General features: G+C 41.0%; 15 protein-coding genes. 6 read left to right on the top strand and 9 right to left on the bottom strand.

Features of this window, described 5'->3' with window-relative positions; translation table 11 throughout:
* Positions 1–38 precede the first annotated feature (38 nt).
* The 5 genes from AACH28_RS18015 to AACH28_RS17995 all read left to right on the top strand — a co-directional run bounded on the left by AACH28_RS18015 (position 39) and on the right by AACH28_RS17995 (position 4982).
* Positions 39–806, top strand: coding sequence for a glycerophosphodiester phosphodiesterase family protein (locus AACH28_RS18015; protein ID WP_341831156.1), 768 nt, complete (start codon positions 39–41; stop codon positions 804–806).
* Between the two features lie 102 nt (positions 807–908).
* On the top strand, positions 909–1745 hold the full coding sequence (locus AACH28_RS18010) for an endonuclease/exonuclease/phosphatase family protein (RefSeq protein ID WP_341831155.1): 837 nt from the start codon (positions 909–911) through the stop codon (positions 1743–1745).
* A gap of 228 nt (positions 1746–1973) precedes the next feature.
* On the top strand, positions 1974–2792 hold the full coding sequence (locus tag AACH28_RS18005) for a DUF4197 domain-containing protein (RefSeq protein WP_341831154.1): 819 nt from the start codon (positions 1974–1976) through the stop codon (positions 2790–2792).
* Between the two features lie 346 nt (positions 2793–3138).
* On the top strand, positions 3139–4401 hold the full coding sequence (gene pepT, locus AACH28_RS18000) for a peptidase T (protein WP_341831153.1): 1263 nt from the start codon (positions 3139–3141) through the stop codon (positions 4399–4401).
* Between the two features lie 17 nt (positions 4402–4418).
* The gene (locus AACH28_RS17995) at positions 4419–4982 is read left to right on the top strand and encodes a nitroreductase (protein ID WP_341831152.1); all 564 of its coding nucleotides are present in this window, start codon (positions 4419–4421) and stop codon (positions 4980–4982) included.
* 90 nt (positions 4983–5072) lie between these two features.
* Here the strand turns inward: AACH28_RS17995 and AACH28_RS17990 are convergent, their stop codons facing one another.
* Positions 5073–6269 (bottom strand): AAA family ATPase, encoded by a 1197-nt coding sequence (locus tag AACH28_RS17990; protein WP_341831151.1) that lies wholly within the window; start codon positions 6267–6269, stop codon positions 5073–5075.
* Positions 6270–6581: 312 nt separating this feature from the next.
* Here AACH28_RS17990 and AACH28_RS17985 point away from each other — a divergent pair, with 312 nt between their 5' ends.
* Positions 6582–9755, top strand: a complete 3174-nt coding sequence (locus tag AACH28_RS17985; RefSeq protein WP_341831150.1) for a carboxypeptidase regulatory-like domain-containing protein — start codon at positions 6582–6584, stop codon at positions 9753–9755.
* A 77-nt stretch (positions 9756–9832) separates the two neighbouring features.
* On the opposite strand, the gene AACH28_RS17980 is transcribed toward AACH28_RS17985, so the two are convergent.
* The 8 genes from AACH28_RS17980 to AACH28_RS17945 all read right to left on the bottom strand — a co-directional run bounded on the left by AACH28_RS17980 (position 9833) and on the right by AACH28_RS17945 (position 21896).
* The gene (locus AACH28_RS17980; protein WP_341831149.1) at positions 9833–10540 is read right to left on the bottom strand and encodes a hypothetical protein; all 708 of its coding nucleotides are present in this window, start codon (positions 10538–10540) and stop codon (positions 9833–9835) included.
* Entirely contained in the window at positions 10530–11078 is a 549-nt protein-coding gene (locus AACH28_RS17975) for an RNA polymerase sigma factor (protein WP_075994424.1), read from the bottom strand. Before AACH28_RS17975 ends, AACH28_RS17980 begins: the two co-directional genes overlap by 11 nt.
* A gap of 230 nt (positions 11079–11308) precedes the next feature.
* On the bottom strand, positions 11309–13906 hold the full coding sequence (locus AACH28_RS17970; RefSeq protein ID WP_341831148.1) for a TonB-dependent receptor: 2598 nt from the start codon (positions 13904–13906) through the stop codon (positions 11309–11311).
* Between the two features lie 750 nt (positions 13907–14656).
* Complete coding sequence (locus AACH28_RS17965; RefSeq protein WP_341831147.1) at positions 14657–15913, bottom strand: putative sulfate exporter family transporter; 1257 nt, start codon at positions 15911–15913, stop codon at positions 14657–14659.
* Between the two features lie 122 nt (positions 15914–16035).
* Positions 16036–17814 carry an acyl-CoA dehydrogenase family protein gene (locus tag AACH28_RS17960; RefSeq protein ID WP_341831146.1) on the bottom strand — a complete coding sequence of 593 codons (1779 nt, stop codon included), beginning with the start codon at positions 17812–17814 and terminating at the stop codon, positions 16036–16038.
* A 54-nt stretch (positions 17815–17868) separates the two neighbouring features.
* Positions 17869–18228 (bottom strand): four helix bundle protein, encoded by a 360-nt coding sequence (locus AACH28_RS17955; RefSeq protein WP_075994426.1) that lies wholly within the window; start codon positions 18226–18228, stop codon positions 17869–17871.
* A 35-nt stretch (positions 18229–18263) separates the two neighbouring features.
* A complete protein-coding gene (locus tag AACH28_RS17950; RefSeq protein ID WP_341831145.1) occupies positions 18264–19436 on the bottom strand; it encodes an acetyl-CoA C-acyltransferase in 1173 nt (390 codons plus the stop codon).
* A 30-nt stretch (positions 19437–19466) separates the two neighbouring features.
* Positions 19467–21896: a 3-hydroxyacyl-CoA dehydrogenase NAD-binding domain-containing protein gene (locus AACH28_RS17945; RefSeq protein WP_341831144.1), complete on the bottom strand. Its 2430-nt coding sequence runs from the start codon at positions 21894–21896 to the stop codon at positions 19467–19469.
* Between the last annotated feature and the right edge of the window lie 27 nt (positions 21897–21923).

The raw sequence follows: 21923 nt of genomic DNA, 5'->3' as shown, positions 1-21923 counted from the left end.
TATGCCGTTGAAAACAAACACTCATACATAATTATAGCATGAAAAAACATATTTTTAGCTGTCTGACACTGGCTATGGTAATCTCATCCTCCGCATTATTCGCACAAACGAAAGCCATTGCACATCGTGGCGTATGGAAAAACAGCCATCTTCCGCAAAATTCCATTGCTTCCTTAACAGCGGCCCACGATCTTAAGCTCTTTGGATCCGAGTTTGATGTACATTTGACCAAAGACAATATTCTTGTGGTCAACCATGACAATGATTTCTACGGCATTGATATCGCAACGGCAACCTACAAAGAGCTCTTAGAAAAGAAACATCCTAACGGTGAATCCATTCCCACGTTGGAAGAATATATTAATGCTGGAAAAAAATTAAAGGGTTTACGCCTTATCCTTGAGTTGAAAATCAATAAACTTGGGGTCGAGCGTACGCTTGAAGCGACCACAAAAACGGTTGAAATGGTCAAAAGCTTAAAAGCTGAGAAAATTACGGATTACATTTCCTTCAGCTTTGAAGCTTGTCAAAAGATCCACGAATTGGCTCCTAAGGCTAATATCCAATATCTTACAGGAGATAAATCTCCTTCAGATGTAAAAGCTGCTGGGATTAATGGGGTGGATTATCACTTTTCCGTCTTTAAAAAGAATGCGACATGGCTGAAAGATGCGCATCAACTTGGTATGAAAGTGAATGCATGGACCGTAAACACAGAAGAAGAAATGACAAATCTAATCGATCAGAAAATTGATTTTATTACCACTGATGAACCTGAGTTGTTGCTCCGCGTATTAAAGAAATAACAATACCGTTGAAATAATCATGGATCCTAATCAGTCGACCTCTTATCAGGCCGACTTGATGAGCATGACCGTTTCAGTACCTTTTTAAAAACTAGATTCTAAATGAAAAAAAGTATTATTCTCGCTTTAGCGCTCTGCCTATCCTTTCTGTCTTATGCACAGGAATTTATTGCAGCAAGCTATAATATCCGTCAAAGAAATACCGTCGATGTTGACAACATGTGGAACGACCGTAAAGTTCCGCTAACCAATCTGATTAAATACCATGGCTTTGATATCTTTGGTATCCAAGAAGGTTTTTTTGATCAGGTTGAAGATCTTAAAAAGCTCCTCCCTGGATTTGATTACGTGGGTGTTGGTCGCGACGATGGTGCACAAGAGGGCGAACACTCAGCTATTTATTACAATACAAATCGCTTTAAAGCAATAAAGAGCGGAACTTTCTGGCTTTCGGCAACAGATACCCAACACCCGAATAAAGGCTGGGATGCAGCACTACCGCGGATCTGTACCTGGGGTATTTTTGAAGACAAGGCCAACAAAAAACGCTTCATCTTCATGAATACGCACTTTGACCATATCGGCCGTACTGCACGCACCGAGAGTGCCAAGTTGATTCTGGCGAAAGCAAAAGAGTTTGCCAAAGACCTACCTTTGATTTTAACCGGCGACTTCAATGTGGATGAAAAAGATGCGGCTTATTTCACATTAGCCAATAGCAAAGTAGTCACTGACGTACATGAACTGGCAACATTCAAATATGAACCCAATTCTTCCTTCAATGGCTGGGGCAAAAGCATCAGACCAACAGGCCGCATTGATCATATTTTTATTACCAAACCTTTCCAGGTTAAAAAATATGGTATCCTGACGGACACGTATATGAATAAATTCCCCTCAGATCACTTTCCAGTAGCAACGACGCTCTCCTGGAAATAATATCATGTTAATTACAACAACCCTATAACACAAACAGCAGGTTCGCTTAGAATCTGCTGTTTTATTTTGTGGGACAGCTTTTTATTTATACCGCATCAGGGATAGCGATTCAGCACGATGTAGCGCATCTGCTACGATTCTTGACAATAGCTATGGTTCCTAGCAATTGCTTTAAACTTTCACATAAATTAACAGTCGATATACTTAATTTTGACAGCAAAACTTAACATGATGAAATTTCCACTATTATATTGTACACTATTTGTCTCAGGACTACTTTATTCCAATGCAAGTAAAGCGCAGATTTTTAAAAAAATCAGTGAAACATTGACAAAAGCAAATCAGGGCCAAACCGACAGTACTAAAACGACGACAGCATCAAATACTAAAGCAACAGCATCCAAATCCAATACCTTGACGTCTTTATCCAACAAAGATGCTTCATTGGGGATCAAACAGGCTTTAAGCAATGGTTTAAATCTGAGTATCGAATCTTTAGCCAAGAAGGATGGTTTTTTGGGTGATGCGGCAGTAAAGATTTTGATGCCTGCCGAAGCACAGAAAGTAGAAAAAACACTTCGTGCTGTTGGTATGGGAAAATTATGCGATCAGTTTATACAGAGCATGAACAGAGCTGCTGAGGGAGCCGTTAAAGAGGCTGCCCCCGTATTTGTCAATGCACTTTCAAAGATGACAATTACAGATGCGACCAATATTCTTCTAGGCAGCAAAGAAGACGCCGCGACAACGTTTTTTAAAACAAATACATCGACAGAATTAACGAACAAATTTAGTCCTGTTATCAAATCTGCCATGGGTACAAACAATGTGGACCAGTATTGGACACAATTGACCTCAGCTTACAACAACCTCCCTTTAGGCAATAAAGTGGAGACAAATCTTACAGCCTACGTTACGCAGAAAGCAATAGATGGTCTTTTCATTAAAGTTGCCGACCAGGAGTCAAAAATTAGACAGAACATAGGCGGCAGCAGAAATACCAATATTTTACAGAAAGTATTTGGTTACGCAGACGAAAAGAAATAGAGAACGATACAATAAAAAAGGACCTGTCAACGATTTGATAGGTCTTTTTTTTGATGTGGGATCATCCAAGATTTCTTTTTCACATAGCTATGGGTAAAACTTACTGTTCAAAAGCGCTACTGCACATTATATGTAGCAATAAATTATAGATAACAATAAATTCCTTTCAGCGGGAATTGGGGGCGTGCCCCCTCCTATGAGTTTCAGTTATTGTCAGTTTGTTAACAAATAGAATTAAACCTATTGAGTAGGGACAAATTGTTTGTAAATGCAACCAAATTAAATTGCAAATAAAAAGCAATTTATCTAAGTTTGACCACCCTTATCACATTAAGGCTATTAGAAAATGAGCACATTTGAGATCAACAACATAAGTTATTTTTCGGTATCCGAAAGATTTCAACGCTATGTACAGATTGACACACAATCTGATGCAAATTCACCAACATGTCCTTCTACGAAAAAGCAAAAGAACCTTGGAAAGTTACTTGTAGCGGAGTTGCTAGCATTGGGTATTTCAGACGCAGCAATGGATGAAAATGGATATATCTATGCAACTATTCCATCCAATACTGCAAAGCAAGTTCCTGTTATCTGCTTCTGTTCTCATATGGATACATCTCCGGACTCTTCTGGAAAAGATGTTAAACCACTGGTTCATCCTAATTATCAGGGCCAGGATCTTGTGCTTCCTGACGACAAGAGTATTATCATCAAATACGCCGAACATCCCGATCTAGCCAATCAAATTGGCAATGATATCATTACAGCGAGTGGCACCACTTTGTTGGGTGCAGATGACAAAGCAGGTGTGGCCGAAATCATGGATGCTGCCCGTTTATTAATGAAACATCCTGAAATCAAACATGGTGACATCAAAATTCTTTTCACACCAGATGAGGAGATTGGCAGAGGTGTTGATAAAGCAGATTTAAAACGTTTAGCAGCAGATTTTGCTTATACAATGGATGGCGAAAAAGCGGGAACCATTGAGGATGAAACATTTTCAGCGGATGGAGCTACATTGACTATTCATGGTGTATCCGTACATCCGGGCTTTGCTAAGGGTAAAATGCAAAGTGCCATCAAAATCGCCAGTGCGGTAATTGATGCACTACCAAAAGACCGACTTTCACCTGAAAGCACCAACAAAAAAGACGGCTTTGTACACCCTGTTCATATCAGTGGATCTGTGGAAAAAGCTGAAATTCAATTTATCGTACGCGATCACGTTACAGCCAATCTAAAGAAACATGAAGATGAGCTGGAAGGCATCGCAAAATCGATTGTGGAACAATATCCAAACTGCACCTATACTTTTGTCGTAAAAGAACAATACCGTAATATGAAAGAAGTGCTGGATCAGCATCCTGAAATTATGGAAATCGGTATGGAAGCCATCAACCGTGCAGGAATGGTGGCCGAAAGAAGAAGTATCCGCGGTGGAACAGATGGCTCCCGCCTTTCGTTTATGGGCTTACCTTGTCCAAATATTTTTGCTGGAGGGCATGCCTTCCACGGAAAACAAGAGTGGGTAGCTGTACAAGATATGGAAAAAGCCGTCAAAACAATTTTGCATGTTGTATCTTTATGGGAAGAAAAAGCATAAAGGAAAAATAAATTATAATGAAAAACGACGTATTAAAAGCAATACACTACAGAAGATCCGTATTTCAAGCTTCCTTTACTGAAGAAGAAGTCAGTAAAGAAGATATCTTGAGTATCTTGGAAGCGGCCAATGCTGCTCCAACACACAAAAGAACACAACCTTGGCGTTTTGTGATCTTCCGCAAAGAAGGATTAGAACGTTTGGGCACCGAATTATCACGTATCTACAAGTCAGTAACACCGACAGAGAAATATACTGAAGCAACAGAAATAACAATGGGCAAAAAAGCAACACAATCGAACGTTGCCATTGCGATTGTTGTCAATTATACGGGTGAAGTTCCTGAATGGGAAGAATTGGCTTGTACAGCTGCTGCAGTTGAAAATATGTGGTTGGCTGCACACTCGCTAAATATCGGTGGATACTGGGCGACTCCAGGTTTAATCAATCACTTGGGTGGTTTCTTAAATCTCGAGGAAAATCAAAAATGTATCGGTCTATTCTACTTAGGACACCACCAAGCTGAGGCGCGTGAACCTATCCGTACACCTATTGCAGATAAAATTCGTTGGGAAGAGTAAATCTCTATATAGAAATACAGAGCGGTCTAGCCACACTTCCAGGCCGCTTCTGATTTTTTCTTGCTACCATTTGCATCAAATAGTATGCTATTAATATAAAAAGCCAAACAACCATAGTGGGACCTTATTTTGATGACCAAACTCAATGTCATCTGCTGCAATGTAGGCATTGTTTATTCCTTTAATTTGTTTATTGGACTTGTCTCTCCCTCCTACCTCAAAGGTGTACTTTTCATCAACAATAAAATCTCCTTGCTCCGCATAGTTCACCTGATGTTGAAATGCAAGTTGGTTAACAAAAAATGTTTCCCTTAGATTTCCAGGGTTAACATTTTCATGTGCAAATAAGAAGGAAAGGTTGGTATTGTCTAGAAAAATTTTAGATGGTTTTTGTAACTGACTTATACCTTCACCCACCTTATAGAGATTATGCGTTAAACTAATTTCATCCAAATAGTAGAGATAAGACAACAGAGTTGTCCGGCTAATACCAATCTTTTCACTGAGCTTACTGATGTTAGGCACAAAAGGGACAGATTCAGCAATGATAACAAGCAATTGCTTAATCTTAGTAACATAAGCGATATCTACATTTCGTAAGAGCGGCAATTCAATTTCCAGAATCATATTAATGACCTCCATTACTCGCATCTCATATAAATCAAGCTGTTCTCGGTAATAAGGATAATAACCATATTTCAAATATTTCTCAAAATGCTGAAAAGGTTTAACCATGGCATTGATTTTATAGTCCACTTTGCTATGCTCTTCTAAAATTTGATCCAGGCTAAATATTGGGAAAGTAGTTTTTGTTTCCAATGAAAGAAATTCACGAAAGGAAAATCCCTGCATTTTGTAAACTACTGCCCTACGACTTAAATCAACACGGGCATTCAGAATTTCTAAAAGGGAGGAGCCAGTAAAGATGATCTTCATCTCAGGGTAGTCGTCATAAATATTTTTTAATATTTGGGCCCAGCCTTCATATTTATGTACTTCATCCAAAAACAGATACTTTCCTCCTTTTTGATCGAATTCATATACTAAATCCAGCAAAGACTTATTATTGAACCACACTGCATCCAAACTGACATAAAGCACTTCGTCCAACCTGTCGAACAAATTTAGCTTAATGTATTGAAGCAATAAGGTCGTCTTACCGATTCCCCTTGCTCCTTTGATCCCAATTAAACGAGCGGACCAATTAATTTCATACATTATATTTCGCACAAAATTCATATCCACAAACCGTATACGTCGTTTAAATTGTTGAACTAGTTCTTCCATGTGATAATGTTTATTTTGTTTGAAAAATGTCTATTTTGTTTATTATAATAAACAAAAATATAAAAAATCGTTCACTGCACTGAACAAAAACAACATATATTTATCTATTTAAAGATATTCTAATAGTAAATGGCTCGGATTCTTCCGAGTCGCCCGCTCTGTGTATAGGTTAATTAATTATACGCAATAGGCAGCTATAATCCATTTTTATTAAATATTTAATAATGCACCCTTAACCATTTAACAATCTTGCAGGGATAATTTCGCAACATACTTGTGACAGACACTAATCAACTAAAAAGTGAAATTATTATGCAAAGACAGATCATTTGGTTAATCTCATTGACCATCATTACATTTTTTCAAATTCCAACCAACAGCTGGGCTCAGGGTACGGAGGCAACCATTACAGGTCGTATCATGGACAACAATGGCCCTGTAAAAGGAACGTCCGTATCGGTAAAAAACGAATCTACCGGGTTTAAACAAACAACACTGACAAACCAAAACGGTATTTATACCTTTCCGCAACTACCCTTAGGGTCACCGTACAGCATATCGGTAAACCATGTTGGCTATGCCGAACAAAAAAAGACCGACTATAAATTAAGCTATGGTGATGAGCTCAATGTGGATTTCACCTTATCATCAGCTGAAAATAAATTGGATGAAGTTATTGTTCAAGGAACTGCAGCTGATTTAAAAAACAAGATCAAGACATTGGGGGCATCTACAGCCATTACGGCCAATGATCTCAAAAAAATGCCTGTAAATGGGCGTAATTTCTCCTCACTCATAGATCTATCACCTGTGAGCAGTGGAACAAATCTAGCTGGACAGCGAGCTTCCTCGACCAATTTTACGGTAGACGGCATGAATTCACGCAGTACAGTGGCCGGTGGAAATAGCGGCGGAGCTTATTCAATCTCTATGGAAGCCATTCGAGAGTTCAAAGTAGTGACCAATGACTACGATGTCACATTCGGTCGCAGCGGAGGGGGCAGCATTACCACCGTAACCAAATCCGGTACAAATACGTTAACTGGAAGTGCGTTCACTTTTGCTCGTGCAGGCTGGCTTTCGAGCAAGTACAACCTGAATGGAACGGCACGTAAACAAAAATTCTCCACCTATCAATATGGATTTTCACTTGGTGGGCCAATCATCAAGGACAAAGCCCATTTCTTTGTAACCTGGGACCGTCAAATGGATACCCGCCCTCTTCAGATCGCTGATATTCAAACAACGGAGGATATTGCACGTTACAAGGTAACGCAGGCAACTTTAGATGAATTTACCCGCATTGCCGTGGGCAAATATGGCGCTAGTGCCGATCGTCTGTTTGGTTCTTTCGACAAAAAGAAAAAGACCGATGCTGCCTTTGCCCGCATTGACTGGCAGTTGAACGATAAAAACCTATTGACAATCCGTAATAACTTTGTCTACGACATGGACAATCAACAGGAAGGGGACAATACAGGGATCAATGCTTTTGAATCTTATACCAACAGAAGGTACATAAACAATAGCCTAATGGCCTCCTTGCGGACGTCTATCAACTCCAAACTGACCAACGATTTGAAGGTACAACATTTCTATGAACGTTCAGAAGCACAACATAATGTTGCTGGATTTGATCAATCACACAGTATTCCGCGTGCCATCGTTGAATCCGTTCAATCTGTAGACGGTACAAATAAATATACCAATTCAATACAGCTTGGTGGGCAGCGTTATGCGCCAGAATGGTTTAATGGAAATATGTTACAATTGGTCAACAACCTATATTATAATACAGATAAAATCAAATATACCTTCGGTGCAGATGTCATGTATACCAACATGGACTTCCGCTACGGCAGCGAAATGAATGGTCGTTTTTATTTTACCGGTCTGCAAAATTTCGACAACCTGACTCCTTATCGCTATGCCCGTGATGTATATATGACTGACAAAGAAAACACCTTGGTCAACAACCTGGCTGTAGGTCTTTATGGACAAATGGAAACTAAAATCGCAAGAGGTCTTGATATTGTCGGCGGCCTACGTCTGGACAACACGAAATACCTAAAGAAGGCAACATTCAACCAAACGGTCTATGACGAGCTGGGGCTTTCGACCGACAATGGGATCAATACTTTTCAGATACAGCCGCGTGTGCAATTCAACTGGGATATCAATGAAGAAAAGAAAAATATCATCCGTTTCGGCGCTGGTATATTCGGTTCGGCCCTCAACCCCTATTCTATGTTAAACAATATGTTGTTTGATGGTTCACGCATTGCCGGTGTAGATATTACTGACCCGACCTTAATTCCCAAACCAAATTTTGCGGGATATCGTAAGGATCCCGATACAGCTCCGGGACGTGAATTGTTGGACAACCCAAAGATCGAAAAACTTGTCACCATCAATACCAATAGCAAGGATGTGAAAGTGCCGACGGTATATAAAGCCAATGTTTCCATCAATCACTTTTTCACACCTTCATTACGTCTCGGGTTAAGTGTTTACGGAACTTGGGGACGCAACAATTATATGTATGTAGATCGCAATATGGTGGAGGACCCTTATTTTAGGTTGACTGCCGAAGGTAACCGTGGGGTGTATGTTCCAGCATCGAGCATCAACACGACAAATGGTGCCGCCAACTGGACCAATAGCCGTAAAACCAAACAAATAGGCCGCGTACTGGAAATGAACAGTGAGGGGAAAAACAATTCTTACACCGTTGTACTGGACGGAACTTATCGTTATTATAAGGACGGTCAGATCACCATGTCTTACACTTGGAACGATACAAAAGATAATACCTCCTATAACGGTAATGTTGCCAACTCGGCCACCCTTTCCCTGATGGTCAAAGATGATCCTCGCGACTTGAGTACGATGACATATTCAGACAATCAATTCCGCCATAAAGTCGTCTTTTATGGTACCATGCCATCATTATGGGGTGTTTCGATGGGTTTACGTTTCAGCGGAATTGCAGGAACACGCTATTCTTTAGCAGTCAATGGGAATGTTAATGGTGATTTTGTAAATTCTAATGATCTTGCCTTTGTATACGATCCAAATAACAAAAATACACCCGATTACATCAAAACCGGCATTCAAGCTATTTTAGATGATCCAAAAGCAGAGCAAAGCATCAAAAAATACATCAATGGAAACCTCGACCGCATCGCCGAACGTAACGGAGGCATCAACGGTTTTTACGGCGTATTTGACTTGCACTTGGCCAAAAATCTAAAAGTTTACAAAAAACATGGCATTGAAGCTTCGATAGACATTTTCAATGTAGCCAACCTTTTGAAAAAAACTTGGGGTGTAGGACACAATCTGGGTAAACAAAATCTATATGCCATCAAAAGCTTTGATGCAGCGAATCAACAATATGTTTATAATATGAGTTCAGGCGTTGGCGTCTCTAACTTAAATGGTAATCCTTATCAAGTACAGTTGGGCCTGAGATATGCATTTTAAGTAATTCAAACCCTATAAAAAGAGCAGCGAGCCATTTCCTATGAAAGAAATGGCTCGCTGCTTTTATCAGATCACTTCTATTTCTTCTCAATTCCAAAACAATGCGGAGGTTTAATGACAGCTGCTTGTGCCGGATTATTTTCCGCTTTCGCGGGGAAAACAATCTTTAAACGTCCTTTTGTTCCCTGCCATTTTGGTCCATTCTGGAGAAGGCGAACCGTTTCATTATAGAGTGATTGATCGGGTTGCCCTTCGGCACTAATATTAGTGGGCACTCCATTTTTGTCGATCGTAAAATTGACAATAATTTCGCCACCTCCTGCAGGCGCTACGGACTTCTGGTTGAGGTACTGTTCAAAAATTTTCCATCCTTCACGGGGTGTTGCATCCCCCCCATCCAGCAAAGGTTGAACAGATACCCTATTTTCAGGTTCACTTAATTCTACATCCGTTGTGCGCTCAGCTTTACCGCTAAAATGTTTAAAATATAACAGGGCCAATAAAGTCACAAAAAGTACACCCGCGGTAGCACCTATGGCCAAACGCTGCCATGTGAAATACTGGGCGTGTCTTGTTGCAACAGTATCTTCCACCCTACGATTGAGGCGCTGTTGTAAGAGGCTCAATTGCCGGGCATCCACACCATTTTGCAATCGGTAACCATCGATGGCATCTTGTAAAAAGGGATCTTCCAACGCTTCACGTTCCAACTGAAACATCTCCTCTTTACTCATCAAACCATGGATGTAATTATGGATCCTTGATAATTGATAATTATTTTCCATTTTCTTTCCTTTCCATACAGATTTTCAGATTGCGCTTTCCATTTTGAATAGCACTTTTGACCTTATTCAAATCATATCCAGTCAAATCTGCAATATCTTTATAACATTTTTGCTCGAGATAGAACAAACGTACACATTCCTCTTGTTCGCGGTTTAAAGTTTGCATACAGCCTTCCAGTTTCTCGAAATCCTTTTCTTCCCACTTCGCTTCACTGGTATCATTTAGCTTTTGTTCGCTTTCAAACAAATTGTTTTCAATATCAACCTGCGTCGTCCGCTTATCCTTACGTAATTGCATAAGGCAATAATTTTTACTGTAAACGTGTAACCAGCTCTTAAAATTATCGACTTCATATTGACGAAGCTTCGGTATCAGTTCTTCAAATATCTGCATCACAGCATCCTGACTACGATCGGGATCCTGTAAGTATTTAAAGCACACACCATAAAGCAAAGACATATAGGGCGAATATAGTTTCCCCAATGTAGACAAGTCACCGCTTGTTTTATAGTGTTGTAAGAGCTCTTTTTCGTTCATGCGCAAATCATTCACCTTAATGATGATTTAATATACAAATTTCCATATATAAAACCTTCATAACTTCGCAGACACCAACAGCAATGAAAGCAAACTGAAGGTTCTTTCTGGCCAATAAGATCAGACACTTTCAGAAAAAAAAAGGAGCTATTGAAAATTACCGAAAATACAAAAACCGTCCCCATGATAAAATGGAGACGGTCGATAAGAATATACTATGAATTACGGATTTAATTCCCTTGTTTCCAATTGTATCGCAGTGTCACGCCGTAAGTCCTTGGATCTGCAACTACACCTGCGTATTGCCCATAACTTCCAGGTGCCGCCAGCAACTGCTCGTAGTAATCTTTATTGGTTAGATTTCTACTCCACACAAACACCGAAATACCATTCGATCCCCTGAATCCTAGCCTGGCGTTCAAGACCGAATAGGCATCAATATTTAGGTATTGGGATGATGAAGAACTGGACGAAAATTTAGAACGGTGAAATAGGTCTGCACCCAAAAAGTAAGATCCATTAATCCCGATCAGCTTACCGCTTTTATTCGCTTCGCCACCCAGCGACCAAGACCATTTGGAAACACCAGGAAGGACGCCACCAGAAATATCTTTAAAAGCCTGAGCTCCGCCAACCTCTTCTAAAGGGACAGGTGCATTGGTAAATTTGACATACTTGGCATCTGTATAGGCCAGTGCTCCATTCAATCGGAGAAAATGTCCAATGTTGATGTTTCCATCCAATTCAACTCCCTTTACACGCACCTTCTCGGCATTGGCCAGATAACCACGGTTTACCCCTGGTTCAGGAGTCTGCACTTGGGTCTGATAGTCTTTGATATCCGTTTGGTAGACGGTCAGATTGAGGAGTGAATTGCGTGTTGGATTTGTCTTCACACCAATTTCCTTATGACGTACAGCCTCAGGTTTTACTTCGGCGAGATCAAGCAACACCGCTCCATTGGCTGTCGGCAATCCGCCGACGTTGATACCGACAGGTTTATAGCTGATGGAATACGTTGCGTAAGCATTTATCTTCGGATTGAAGCGATATCTTGCGGAGAGTTGACCAGAGAAATTGTCTGCATCCGCATTGACATCAAAAGTCTGATTGGTATATACACCGTTCTTTAAGGCAAGCAGGGCGGGATCTGAGGTCTGCAAACCACCATAGGTCTGCCTATCGTAGTTAGCCACCTTTTTATCGTAGTTGTAGCGCAGCCCTGGGAGGATATGTAATTTTGGCGTTACAGCCCAATCAATCTGTGTATAGGCTGCCAAGCTTGTGCTTTTAATCCCGTAAACGGTCTTGATTCCAAAATTATCAAATAATCCCGGTGTCTGCCACAAAGCACTGGTAGAGCTTTTTTGAAAACGCCAAAAGGCAGATCCTGTTTCTTCGGTATGTACGGGATCTGTCCCCAAATCCTGCCAAAGGCCAAATAAACCAACAACCCCGCTGACCTTTTCACTGATTTTACCAGAGTATCTGAACTCCTGTGACCACTGGTTATGGACGGAATTACCTGCTGAAACGGTGTATACCGGAAGTCCTAAATAATCGCGGTCATTGAGCGGAACCCATGTCCATGTCCGCCACGCAGAAGTTGAGGTCAGTGTCCCTTCTCCAATCTTGATATCGGCATTCAATGCGACCCCACCCAATTTATTATCAGCTTTAGATTGTGTATCCAAATCAATCTTACGCTCGAAAGCACTTTTATAGGGTAGCTCGTAGCCCAGATCTTTAATAATTGCATCAAATTGTCTGTAGTCTGCACGCTGTGTTTTTACAACTCCGGCAACCGCCCAGCCGTAACCATCGGTTTTTTGTGATGACACATCACCCGAAAGCACCAGTTTGATATTCTCGGTTGGGGTAAACAGCAATTGCCCTCTAAAGCCCAGGTTGTTAATATCATTGATCTTCCTATTGGTATGTACATTAAACAAATTTCCATCCCGTTGTGTGCCAGAGAAAGAAGCTCTCGCAGCCAAGTTATTGGCCAATGGCCCTGAGATTGAAGTCTTCGCCTGAATAAAACCTTGGTTTCCGTAGCTGACTTCCACATTGGCCTCGGGTGTAAATTGGGGCAGACGTGAGGTGATATTGAAAGCTCCGGCGGTTGTATTTTTTCCAAAGAGGGTACCCTGTGGTCCCCGCAGTACTTCAATCTGATCAATATCAATGAAGTCTAGCCAAGTTGCGGCAGGACGAGCAATATATACGCCATCAAGATAAAACCCAACACCCGGATCAATCCCATCATTGGTGAGGCCATAAGTTGAGCCCAGTCCCCGGATATTAAGCGTCGTATTACGTGCATTCGATGCATATAACTGAACTGTAGGTACAAGCTCTTTTAGTCGATTGACATTAAATGCCCCTGCATCCTCCAATGCTGCGCCACGAATAATCGATACGGGAATCGGAACATCCTGCAACTGCTCCTTACGACGGCGTGCGGTGACCACTACTTGATCCAATGCTTCCAATCGTGGGGTAAGCTCAATCACTGCTGGAGAATGGTCCACCACGATATGACGAGTTTGATAACCAACAATGGATACGATCAATGAAAATGGTAATTTTTGTCCAGTTACAAACTGAAAAACTCCTTTACTGTCTGTTTTTACTTGGTGCGTAACAGCTTCCAGCTGAACCGTTACCCCCTGTAATGGTTCTTTTGTTACGGCGTCAATTACGGTACCTGTTAATGAGGCATTTATAATAGGTTTAGGATTTTCTACTTGCGCATAGCTGTGGTAAGAACCCGTTAAAAGCAAGCTAAAAACGACGCTAATTCGAAAAATAGCATTTTTTTTCATAAATTTATTCAGTTTAATGGTGAATCTAAACAAGTGCCAACGCCAATCGATACTTGCTTCATTGTTAAAACTTTGTGAAAGGGAAGCCTCGGCTTCCCTTTTCTAATATAAGAGAGTGTAAGAGAGAAATTTTAACAACACATTCGTTTTTGGCAACTTTCTAGGCCAACAACAGCTCCTTCTACCGAAGCAACCAATAAACTTGTTTTTGAAGAGTAATTTTGTTTCATTCTTTTTATCTTGTTATTTTCTTTTATTTCATACTGCATAAAGCAAATCCATATATGCACTTATAGCGTGGCAATTTCAAACAACTTTAAATACATACCTTTCTACAAAATCAATTTCATGGTTAGTTGGATTCATAGTCAAGTCAGTCTTTTTTGCCCACCTTTCTATTTACCTGAAAATCAGATAACGATACAAATATATAAATATTTTTTAAAAGACTACTAATTTGATAGATTTAATAATATTTTTTTTAAAATACCATTAACCATTAATTTTAAGGCACTTAAAGAGAATAAAAAGGCTAATCGCATTTCATCCGGTGTGAAAAATCATGAAAGCTACAGTCGTCTTCAAGATGATCTACCGCATGCGGCTGGCTTTGGACTTATGAAGTGAGCTGTAAAAAGCGGTGAATCCGAGAGTGTATGAGGAGCACGGAACAAAAAAGGCCGTCCTTGTTGGACAGCCATTTTTACAATCATATTTAACGATCCGCCTCAGATCATAACACTTACCTTCTTAGCGAAATAGCACCAGAGCAATCAATAAGGTAATAATAACATTAAAAGTCTGCGCAATCAGAAAAGCATATAGCGGTTTCTTGTTGTCTTGAGCAAAAAGATCCTTAAAGTTCGTTTCCAAACCAATGGATGTAAATGCCAAGGTAAACCAGAGGCCCTGTAAGTTTTTCAAACTTCCTTTGACGGCGTCGATCTTCTCAGGGGAGATAACGAATGAAAAGAGCAACGATGCAAATACAAATCCCAACACAAACTTCGGGAAACGTTCCCATATAATTTTCAGCGTAGGCTTATCCCGCTTGGTTTCATCATCAACCGATTTCGCATAAGTCCAATAAATACTGATTGCAAAAGCAGCCAGTCCCAACAATACGTTTTGGGAAAATTTCACAATGGTACTGATCTTCAACGCTTCTTCTCCTACCAGGGAACCTGAAGCCACGACAGCACCAGTTGTATCAATACTCCCGCCGAGCCAAGCACCGGTAACTTCTTGCGACAAGCCCATCCACTCCGCCATATAAGGCATGAAAATCATCATTGGAATCGCTGTAATCAGGACCAGTGAAATGACATAGGAAAGCTTTTTGCTATCACCTTTAATTGCTCCCGAAGTTGCTATCGCTGCGGAAACACCACAAATAGATACTGCACTCGCCAGCATTAGGGACATCTCCTTGTCAATCTTTAATTTTTTACAGATCCAGAACGCAAAGTACCAAACAGACAATACGACAGCCAGTGCTTGAATAAGCCCCAAGGATCCCGCTTTCAGGATATCCCCGAAGATCACGGTAGTCCCGAGCAGAATTAGGCCTATCTTGACATACAGCTCGGTACTGAGCGCCTCTTTAAACCAATTAGGCAGTTTAAAGCAATTGCTGATGACTAAACCGATAATCAAACTAAAAATTACAGCTTCGAGATTGTATTCTTTAACTGTTGCATTCCCTGCCAGCACCAATGCAAATACGGTAAGGATAAATACAATAGGAAATACAACGAATAAATGTTTTACAGATTTCCCCAAAAGAAAGGCTCCCAATATCGCGGTAACGAATACAAAAATAAACTGCTCAAAAAGCTTCATTAAATTTGTCGGGTCGAAAACCGTTGCGACGAGTTCGGCGGAATTACTCCACGAAAAACTAGGCACTGGCACAACAATTCCTGAGAGTGCGAGAAATATGGTAGCGATCCCCAAAATGACGACTACCCAGTCTTCTGTAAATGTAAATGATCTTGAAGATGTCATATAATGGTTAGGGTTTAAAAGGTTAAATTTAGCATAATTACAGTGACTTTCTAGGATTGTAACACAAAAATGGCCGAAGATTTCTCTCCGGCCATTAACCAAAACCAATAATCTATTATCAATCAAAAACAATATTTATTCTCATCTATCAATTTCTTAGCGATTCGCTGACGTGCATCTTTCACATTAAATGGCTGTGCTTTTGTGAATCTGCGCAAACCAACCAACATCATATTCAGTTCATCACCTTCACCAAAAGAATATAATGCTTCTTTACCGGCAGCGCTGATTTTATCAATAGCACCATACAGATAGATCTTAGCCATATCTTTTGCATAGTCTGCTTTATCAGATCCTGTATGCAGCAATTTTTCTGCACGTAACAAGACTGATTCGGTGATATAAACATACCCGATAATATCTGCAATATTCATGAGGATTTCCTCTTCTTTGGAAAGAGACATCATCAATTTTTGCACTGCTGCTCCCGCAATCAATAACCCAGCTTTTTTAAGGTTTGCCACAATTTTCTTTTCTGCAGCGAAAGGCGCATCGTCCTCTTCACCAAAATCTGGAATAGCGAGAAGCTCTCCAGCTACGGCTTGCGCAGGTCCCATTAGATCCAATTCACCTTTCATGGCCCGTTTTAACAGCATGTCAACGACAAGCAATCGATTCACTTCATTGGTACCTTCAAAGATCCTGTTGATCCGTGAATCCCGATAAGCGCGTTCCATTGGCGCATCTGCCGAGTAACCCATTCCACCATAAATCTGCACGCCTTCGTCAACCACATAATCCAACATCTCCGAACACCATACTTTGATGATAGCACACTCAATTGCAAACTGCTCCACAGACTTCAATTTTGCTTTAGCTTCATCCATACCGCCCGCAATCAACGCATCGTAGGCATCATCAATATTTTGACCGGCACGATACGATGCCGACTCCACAGCAAACAAACGTGTTGCCATCTCAGCCAGCTTATACCGAATGGCGCCAAATTTAGAAATCGGCAGATTAAACTGCACACGTTCATTGGCGTATTGCACCGCATGGTTGATCACCATTCGTGCCGAACCTATCGTGGCAGCGCCTAGTTTTATACGACCAATATTCAGGATATTTACAGCAATCTTAAATCCATTTTCACGATCAGAAAGCATATTCTCTACAGGAACGGCGCAATCATTGAAAAAGATCTGTCGTGTTGACGACCCTTTGATGCCTAATTTATGTTCTTCGGGATTCATCGTGATGCCACCAAAGTCTTTCTCGACAATAAATGCCGTCAGGTTTTTATCATCATCGATTTTTGCAAATACGATGAAGATATCTGCAAAACCACCGTTTGTAATCCACATTTTTTGTCCGTTGATCAAATAATGTGTCCCTTCGGCATTTAATTTAGCAGAAGTACGGCCCGAATTTGCGTCCGACCCAGCATTGGGCTCTGTCAAACAATACGACGCCTTCCATTCACCGGTAGCAAGCTTTGGAACATATTTTGCCTTTTGGGCATCATTACCATAATACAAAATAGGCAGCGTACCGATTCCCGTATGAGCAGACAATGCGACAGCAAAGGAAAACCCGCCACCTACCGCATCGGCAACAAGCATAGACGTGTTGAAATTCTTGCCGAAACCACCATATTCTTCGGGAATAGAAACACCCAACATCCCCAGTTCACCGGCCTTATCCATCAAACTAGGCATAAGTCCTTCTTCTTGCGCATCGATACGGTCCAGCTTGTTCAATACTTCCGTATCCAAGAAATCCAAGCAGGTCTGACGAATCATTTTGGCTTCTTCATCAAATTCTTCCGGAATAAAAACGGCTGTATAGGGAGTCTCTCTAATCACGAACTCTCCGCCTTTAATTGCTTTATTGTCCATTTTGTTTAAGATTAAGGAGCAAGGAATAAAGAGTAAAGATTGACTCTCAATACCCTATTGCTTTGCTTCTATTGTTTTTAAAAATGTTGTTATTCGTTTTTGCAGTGTAACCACTTGTTCAATTATTTTGACATTATGATCTGATGGAATGTATTCGAATCTCTCTGCAAGAACCAGTTGCGTTTCTATTTCAAAGCAGGATCCCAAAGATATTTTTAAGAAATGAGCAAATTCCTTATTTGAACTACGAGAAGATCCTTCCGCAATATTTGATGGAACGGAAACCGCACAACGTCGCAATTGACTGGTTAAACCAAATTTTTCATCAACAGGGAATAATCTGGTTGTTTCTAAAAGAATTTGAGCCAAATCCATTGCTCCTTTCCAAATTTCTAAATTCCTAAAATTATGCATCTTTTATCTTTGCTCCTTGTTCTTTACTCCTAAGATCAAAGTAACTCAAAAATACCAGCAGCTCCTTGACCAGTTCCGACACACATCGTCACCATGCCATATTTTTTGCCTCTGCGTTTCAACTCGTTTAAGACTTGGACCGTCAATTTAGCTCCTGTACATCCAAGTGGATGCCCTAAAGCGATGGCACCGCCATTGACATTAACTTTCTCTTCGTCTAATCCAAGTTCACGAATTACGGCTAGCGATTGAGAGGCGAAAGCTTCATTCAACTCAAAGAGATCAATATCTTCCTTTTTAAGACCGGCTTTTGCCAAAGCCTTGGGTATGGCATAGATAGGTCCGATACCCATAATGCGAGGTGGAACACCTGCTACAGCAAAACTAACGAGCTTTGCTATAGGTTTTACACCAAGCTCTTTCACTTTTGCTTCAGACATCACCAAGACAAATGCAGCCCCATCAGAAGTTTGTGAGGAATTCCCCGCTGTCACGGAACCATTCGCTGCAAAAACTGGTTTTAATTTCCCTAAAGCCTCCAAGGAAGTATCGGCTCGAGGACCTTCATCCGTATCAACAACATATTCACGTGTTGCAATCTTGCCGTCTTTCAAGTAATTTTCCTTTACCGTGATAGGCACAATGCCATCTTTCAAATGACCATTTTGAATAGCTGCAACTGCCTTTTGATTTGATTTAAGTGCAAAAGCATCCTGATCTTCACGTGAGACATTGTAATCTTTGGCTACAGCTTCGGCAGTCAATCCCATACCCCAATACCAATCGGGATGCTCTTTTGCCACGACAGGATTAGGCACAATTTTCCAACCTCCAAAGGGCATTCCGGACATCACCTCTACCCCACCGGCGATAATAACATCTGCCATGCCAGTCTTGATCTTTGCTACGGCTGTTGCAATAGTCTCCAAACCTGAAGCGCAGTACCGATTAACGGTTACTCCCGGGACCTTATCCGTATCCAATCCCATCAGTGAAATGAAACGAGCCATATTGAGTCCCTGCTCCGCTTCCGGCATGGCATTCCCAACGATGACATCGTCTATATCTTCTTTATTTAAATTTGGCACAGTGGATACAAGATGTTTAATAACATCCGTGGCTAAATCATCCGCCCGCATGAAGCGAAATACTCCCCGCGGCGCTTTGCCTACTGCTGTACGAAATCCTGCTACTATGTATGCTTCCATTATTTTTAATTTTTTCGTGAGTAGTGATTTTTAGTTCCGTAAAGGCTTACCCTTGGTCAGCATAAATTGAATCCTTTCAAGCGTTTTGCGTTCGGCACAAAGCTCAAGGAAAGTTTTACGCTCAAGATCCAGTAGATACTGTTCAGATACTTCGGTCGGTGACGATAAATTTCCACCACACATCACCCAGCCTAGTTTTTCTGAGATCTTTCGATCATAATCAGAGATATAATTACCTTCACGCATCGATGAAGCCCCCACATACACGATCCCTAATCCTTGGTTTCCTAAAACCTTAATATCATTGCGTGGAGCAGGCTGAACATAACCCGCATCAGCCAATTCCAATGCCTTTGCTTTGGCATCTGCCAAAAGGCGGGCACGGTTCATTGTAATTGCAAATTTATCTTTCTGCAAATAGCCTAGTTCATAGGCTTCATAAGCAGAAGTCGAAACTTTCGCCTGCCCAATGGTCAGGAATTTATCTTTTAAAGTATTTTGAACAATCTGATCCTCCTTAAATTCCTCCGAGGCACGTAGTGTAAACTCTTTGGTTCCACCGCCACCGGGAATAACACCAACGCCAAGTTCAACCAAGCCCATATAGGTTTCGGCGTGAGCCTGCACAAAATCAGCATGCATGGAGAATTCACAGCCCCCACCGAGGGTCATTTGAAATGGCGCAACGACTACAGGAATTGACGAATAGCGTAAGCGCATGGATGTATTTTGAAAGGCACGGACGGCCATATTCAATTCATCAAAATCCTGTTCTACGGCCATCATGAAAATCATTCCAATGTTGGCGCCAGCAGAAAAGTTCTTCCCATCATTGGACACCACTAAACCGCGATATTCCTTTTCAGCGAGATCAATAGCTTTATTCAAGCCCTGGATAACATCTCCGCCGATGGTATTCATCTTGGTATGAAATTCACAGTTAATGATACCATCGCCAAGATCAATAATAGAAACCCCTGTATTTTTCCAGATTGTATTACTTTCCCGAATATGATCCAATACGATCAGATCTTCCGTTCCGGGAATAGCTTTATAAGATTTGGTCGCAATATCATAATAGTGACGTACACCATTTTCAATTTTATAGAATGATTCACATCCCGCCTCCAACATCTCGTGTACCCAGGAAGCAACCTCCCCATCCTGACCTGGAAGTCGTTTTTCTTCGGCCTTAATTTTAGCTAAGGTCTCTCGGACACCTAGCGCATCCCATACTTCAAATGGTCCTAACTCCCAACCAAATCCAGCACGCATGGCATCATCAATGCGGAAGAAGTCATCTGTAATTTCGGGAACACGGCGAGATACATATTCAAACAATGGATAATGCATGGCACGGAAAAGTTCCGCCGCTTTATCTCCCCCTTGTTCATATACTTTCATCCGCTTGCGGATATCCTCCACAGGCTTGGTGGCTTCCAAAGTTGCTGATTTCACTTTTTGCTGTGAACCAAATTCCAGTGTTTTTAGATTTAGAGACAAAATCTCCGAATTACCATCGGCAGCTTTTACTTTTTCATAAAACCCTTTCTTGGTTTTCTCACCCAACCATTTATTCTCTACCATCTTACTGATGAATGTTGGAAGTTGAAAGACACCCTTGGCTTCATCTTCAGGCGCATTCTGTGCGAGTCCATTGGCAACATTCACCAGGGTATCAAGCCCTACAACATCAGCCGTACGAAAAGTTGCCGATTTAGGATGCCCCATTGCAGGACCGGTATATTTGTCGACCTCTTCCACTGTCAACCCAAGAGGTTCTACCAAATGAGTAACTGCCAACATCGAATAAACACCGATACGATTACCAATAAATGCAGGTGTATCTTTACATAATACAACAGATTTTCCCAGCATCTTATCGCCAAAATGAAGAATAAAGTCAACGACCTCAGGCTTCGTGTGCGGTGTGGGAATAACCTCCAATAAAGGAAGATAGCGTGGCGGATTGAAGAAGTGTGTACCGCAGAAATGATCTTTAAAATCTTCACTTCTGTCCGCTGTCATTAAATGAATAGGAATACCAGAAGTATTGGAAGTAATCAATGTTCCTGGTTTACGAAATTGCTCAACACGCTCAAAAACAGACTTTTTAACATCAAGTCGCTCAACAACAACCTCTATGATCCAGTCCACATGAGCAATGTCTTTTAGATTATCATCAAAATTACCTGTTTTGATACGTCTGACAAATGACTTGCTATAAATTGGCGAAGGGTTTGTTTTTAAAGCCGTTTCTAGGGAGCTGTTGACAATTCGGTCCCGAACAACCTTACTCTCCAGCGTGAGACCTTTGGCTTGTTCCGCTGGCAGCAGTTCACGTGGAACGATATCCAACAATAAAACCTCAACACCAATGTTAGCAAAATGACAAGCAATTCGCGAGCCCATAACACCCGAACCGAGAACCGCCACTTTTCTAATATTTCTGTTCATCATAACATATTTATTATGCACTTCTGTACA

It is taken from the genome of Sphingobacterium thalpophilum (assembly GCF_038396785.1).
GTDB classification, from domain to species: Bacteria; Bacteroidota; Bacteroidia; order Sphingobacteriales; family Sphingobacteriaceae; genus Sphingobacterium; species Sphingobacterium thalpophilum_A.
The sequence above is the reverse complement of the archived record's forward strand: the minus strand, read 5'-3'. Positions and strand labels throughout refer to the sequence as shown.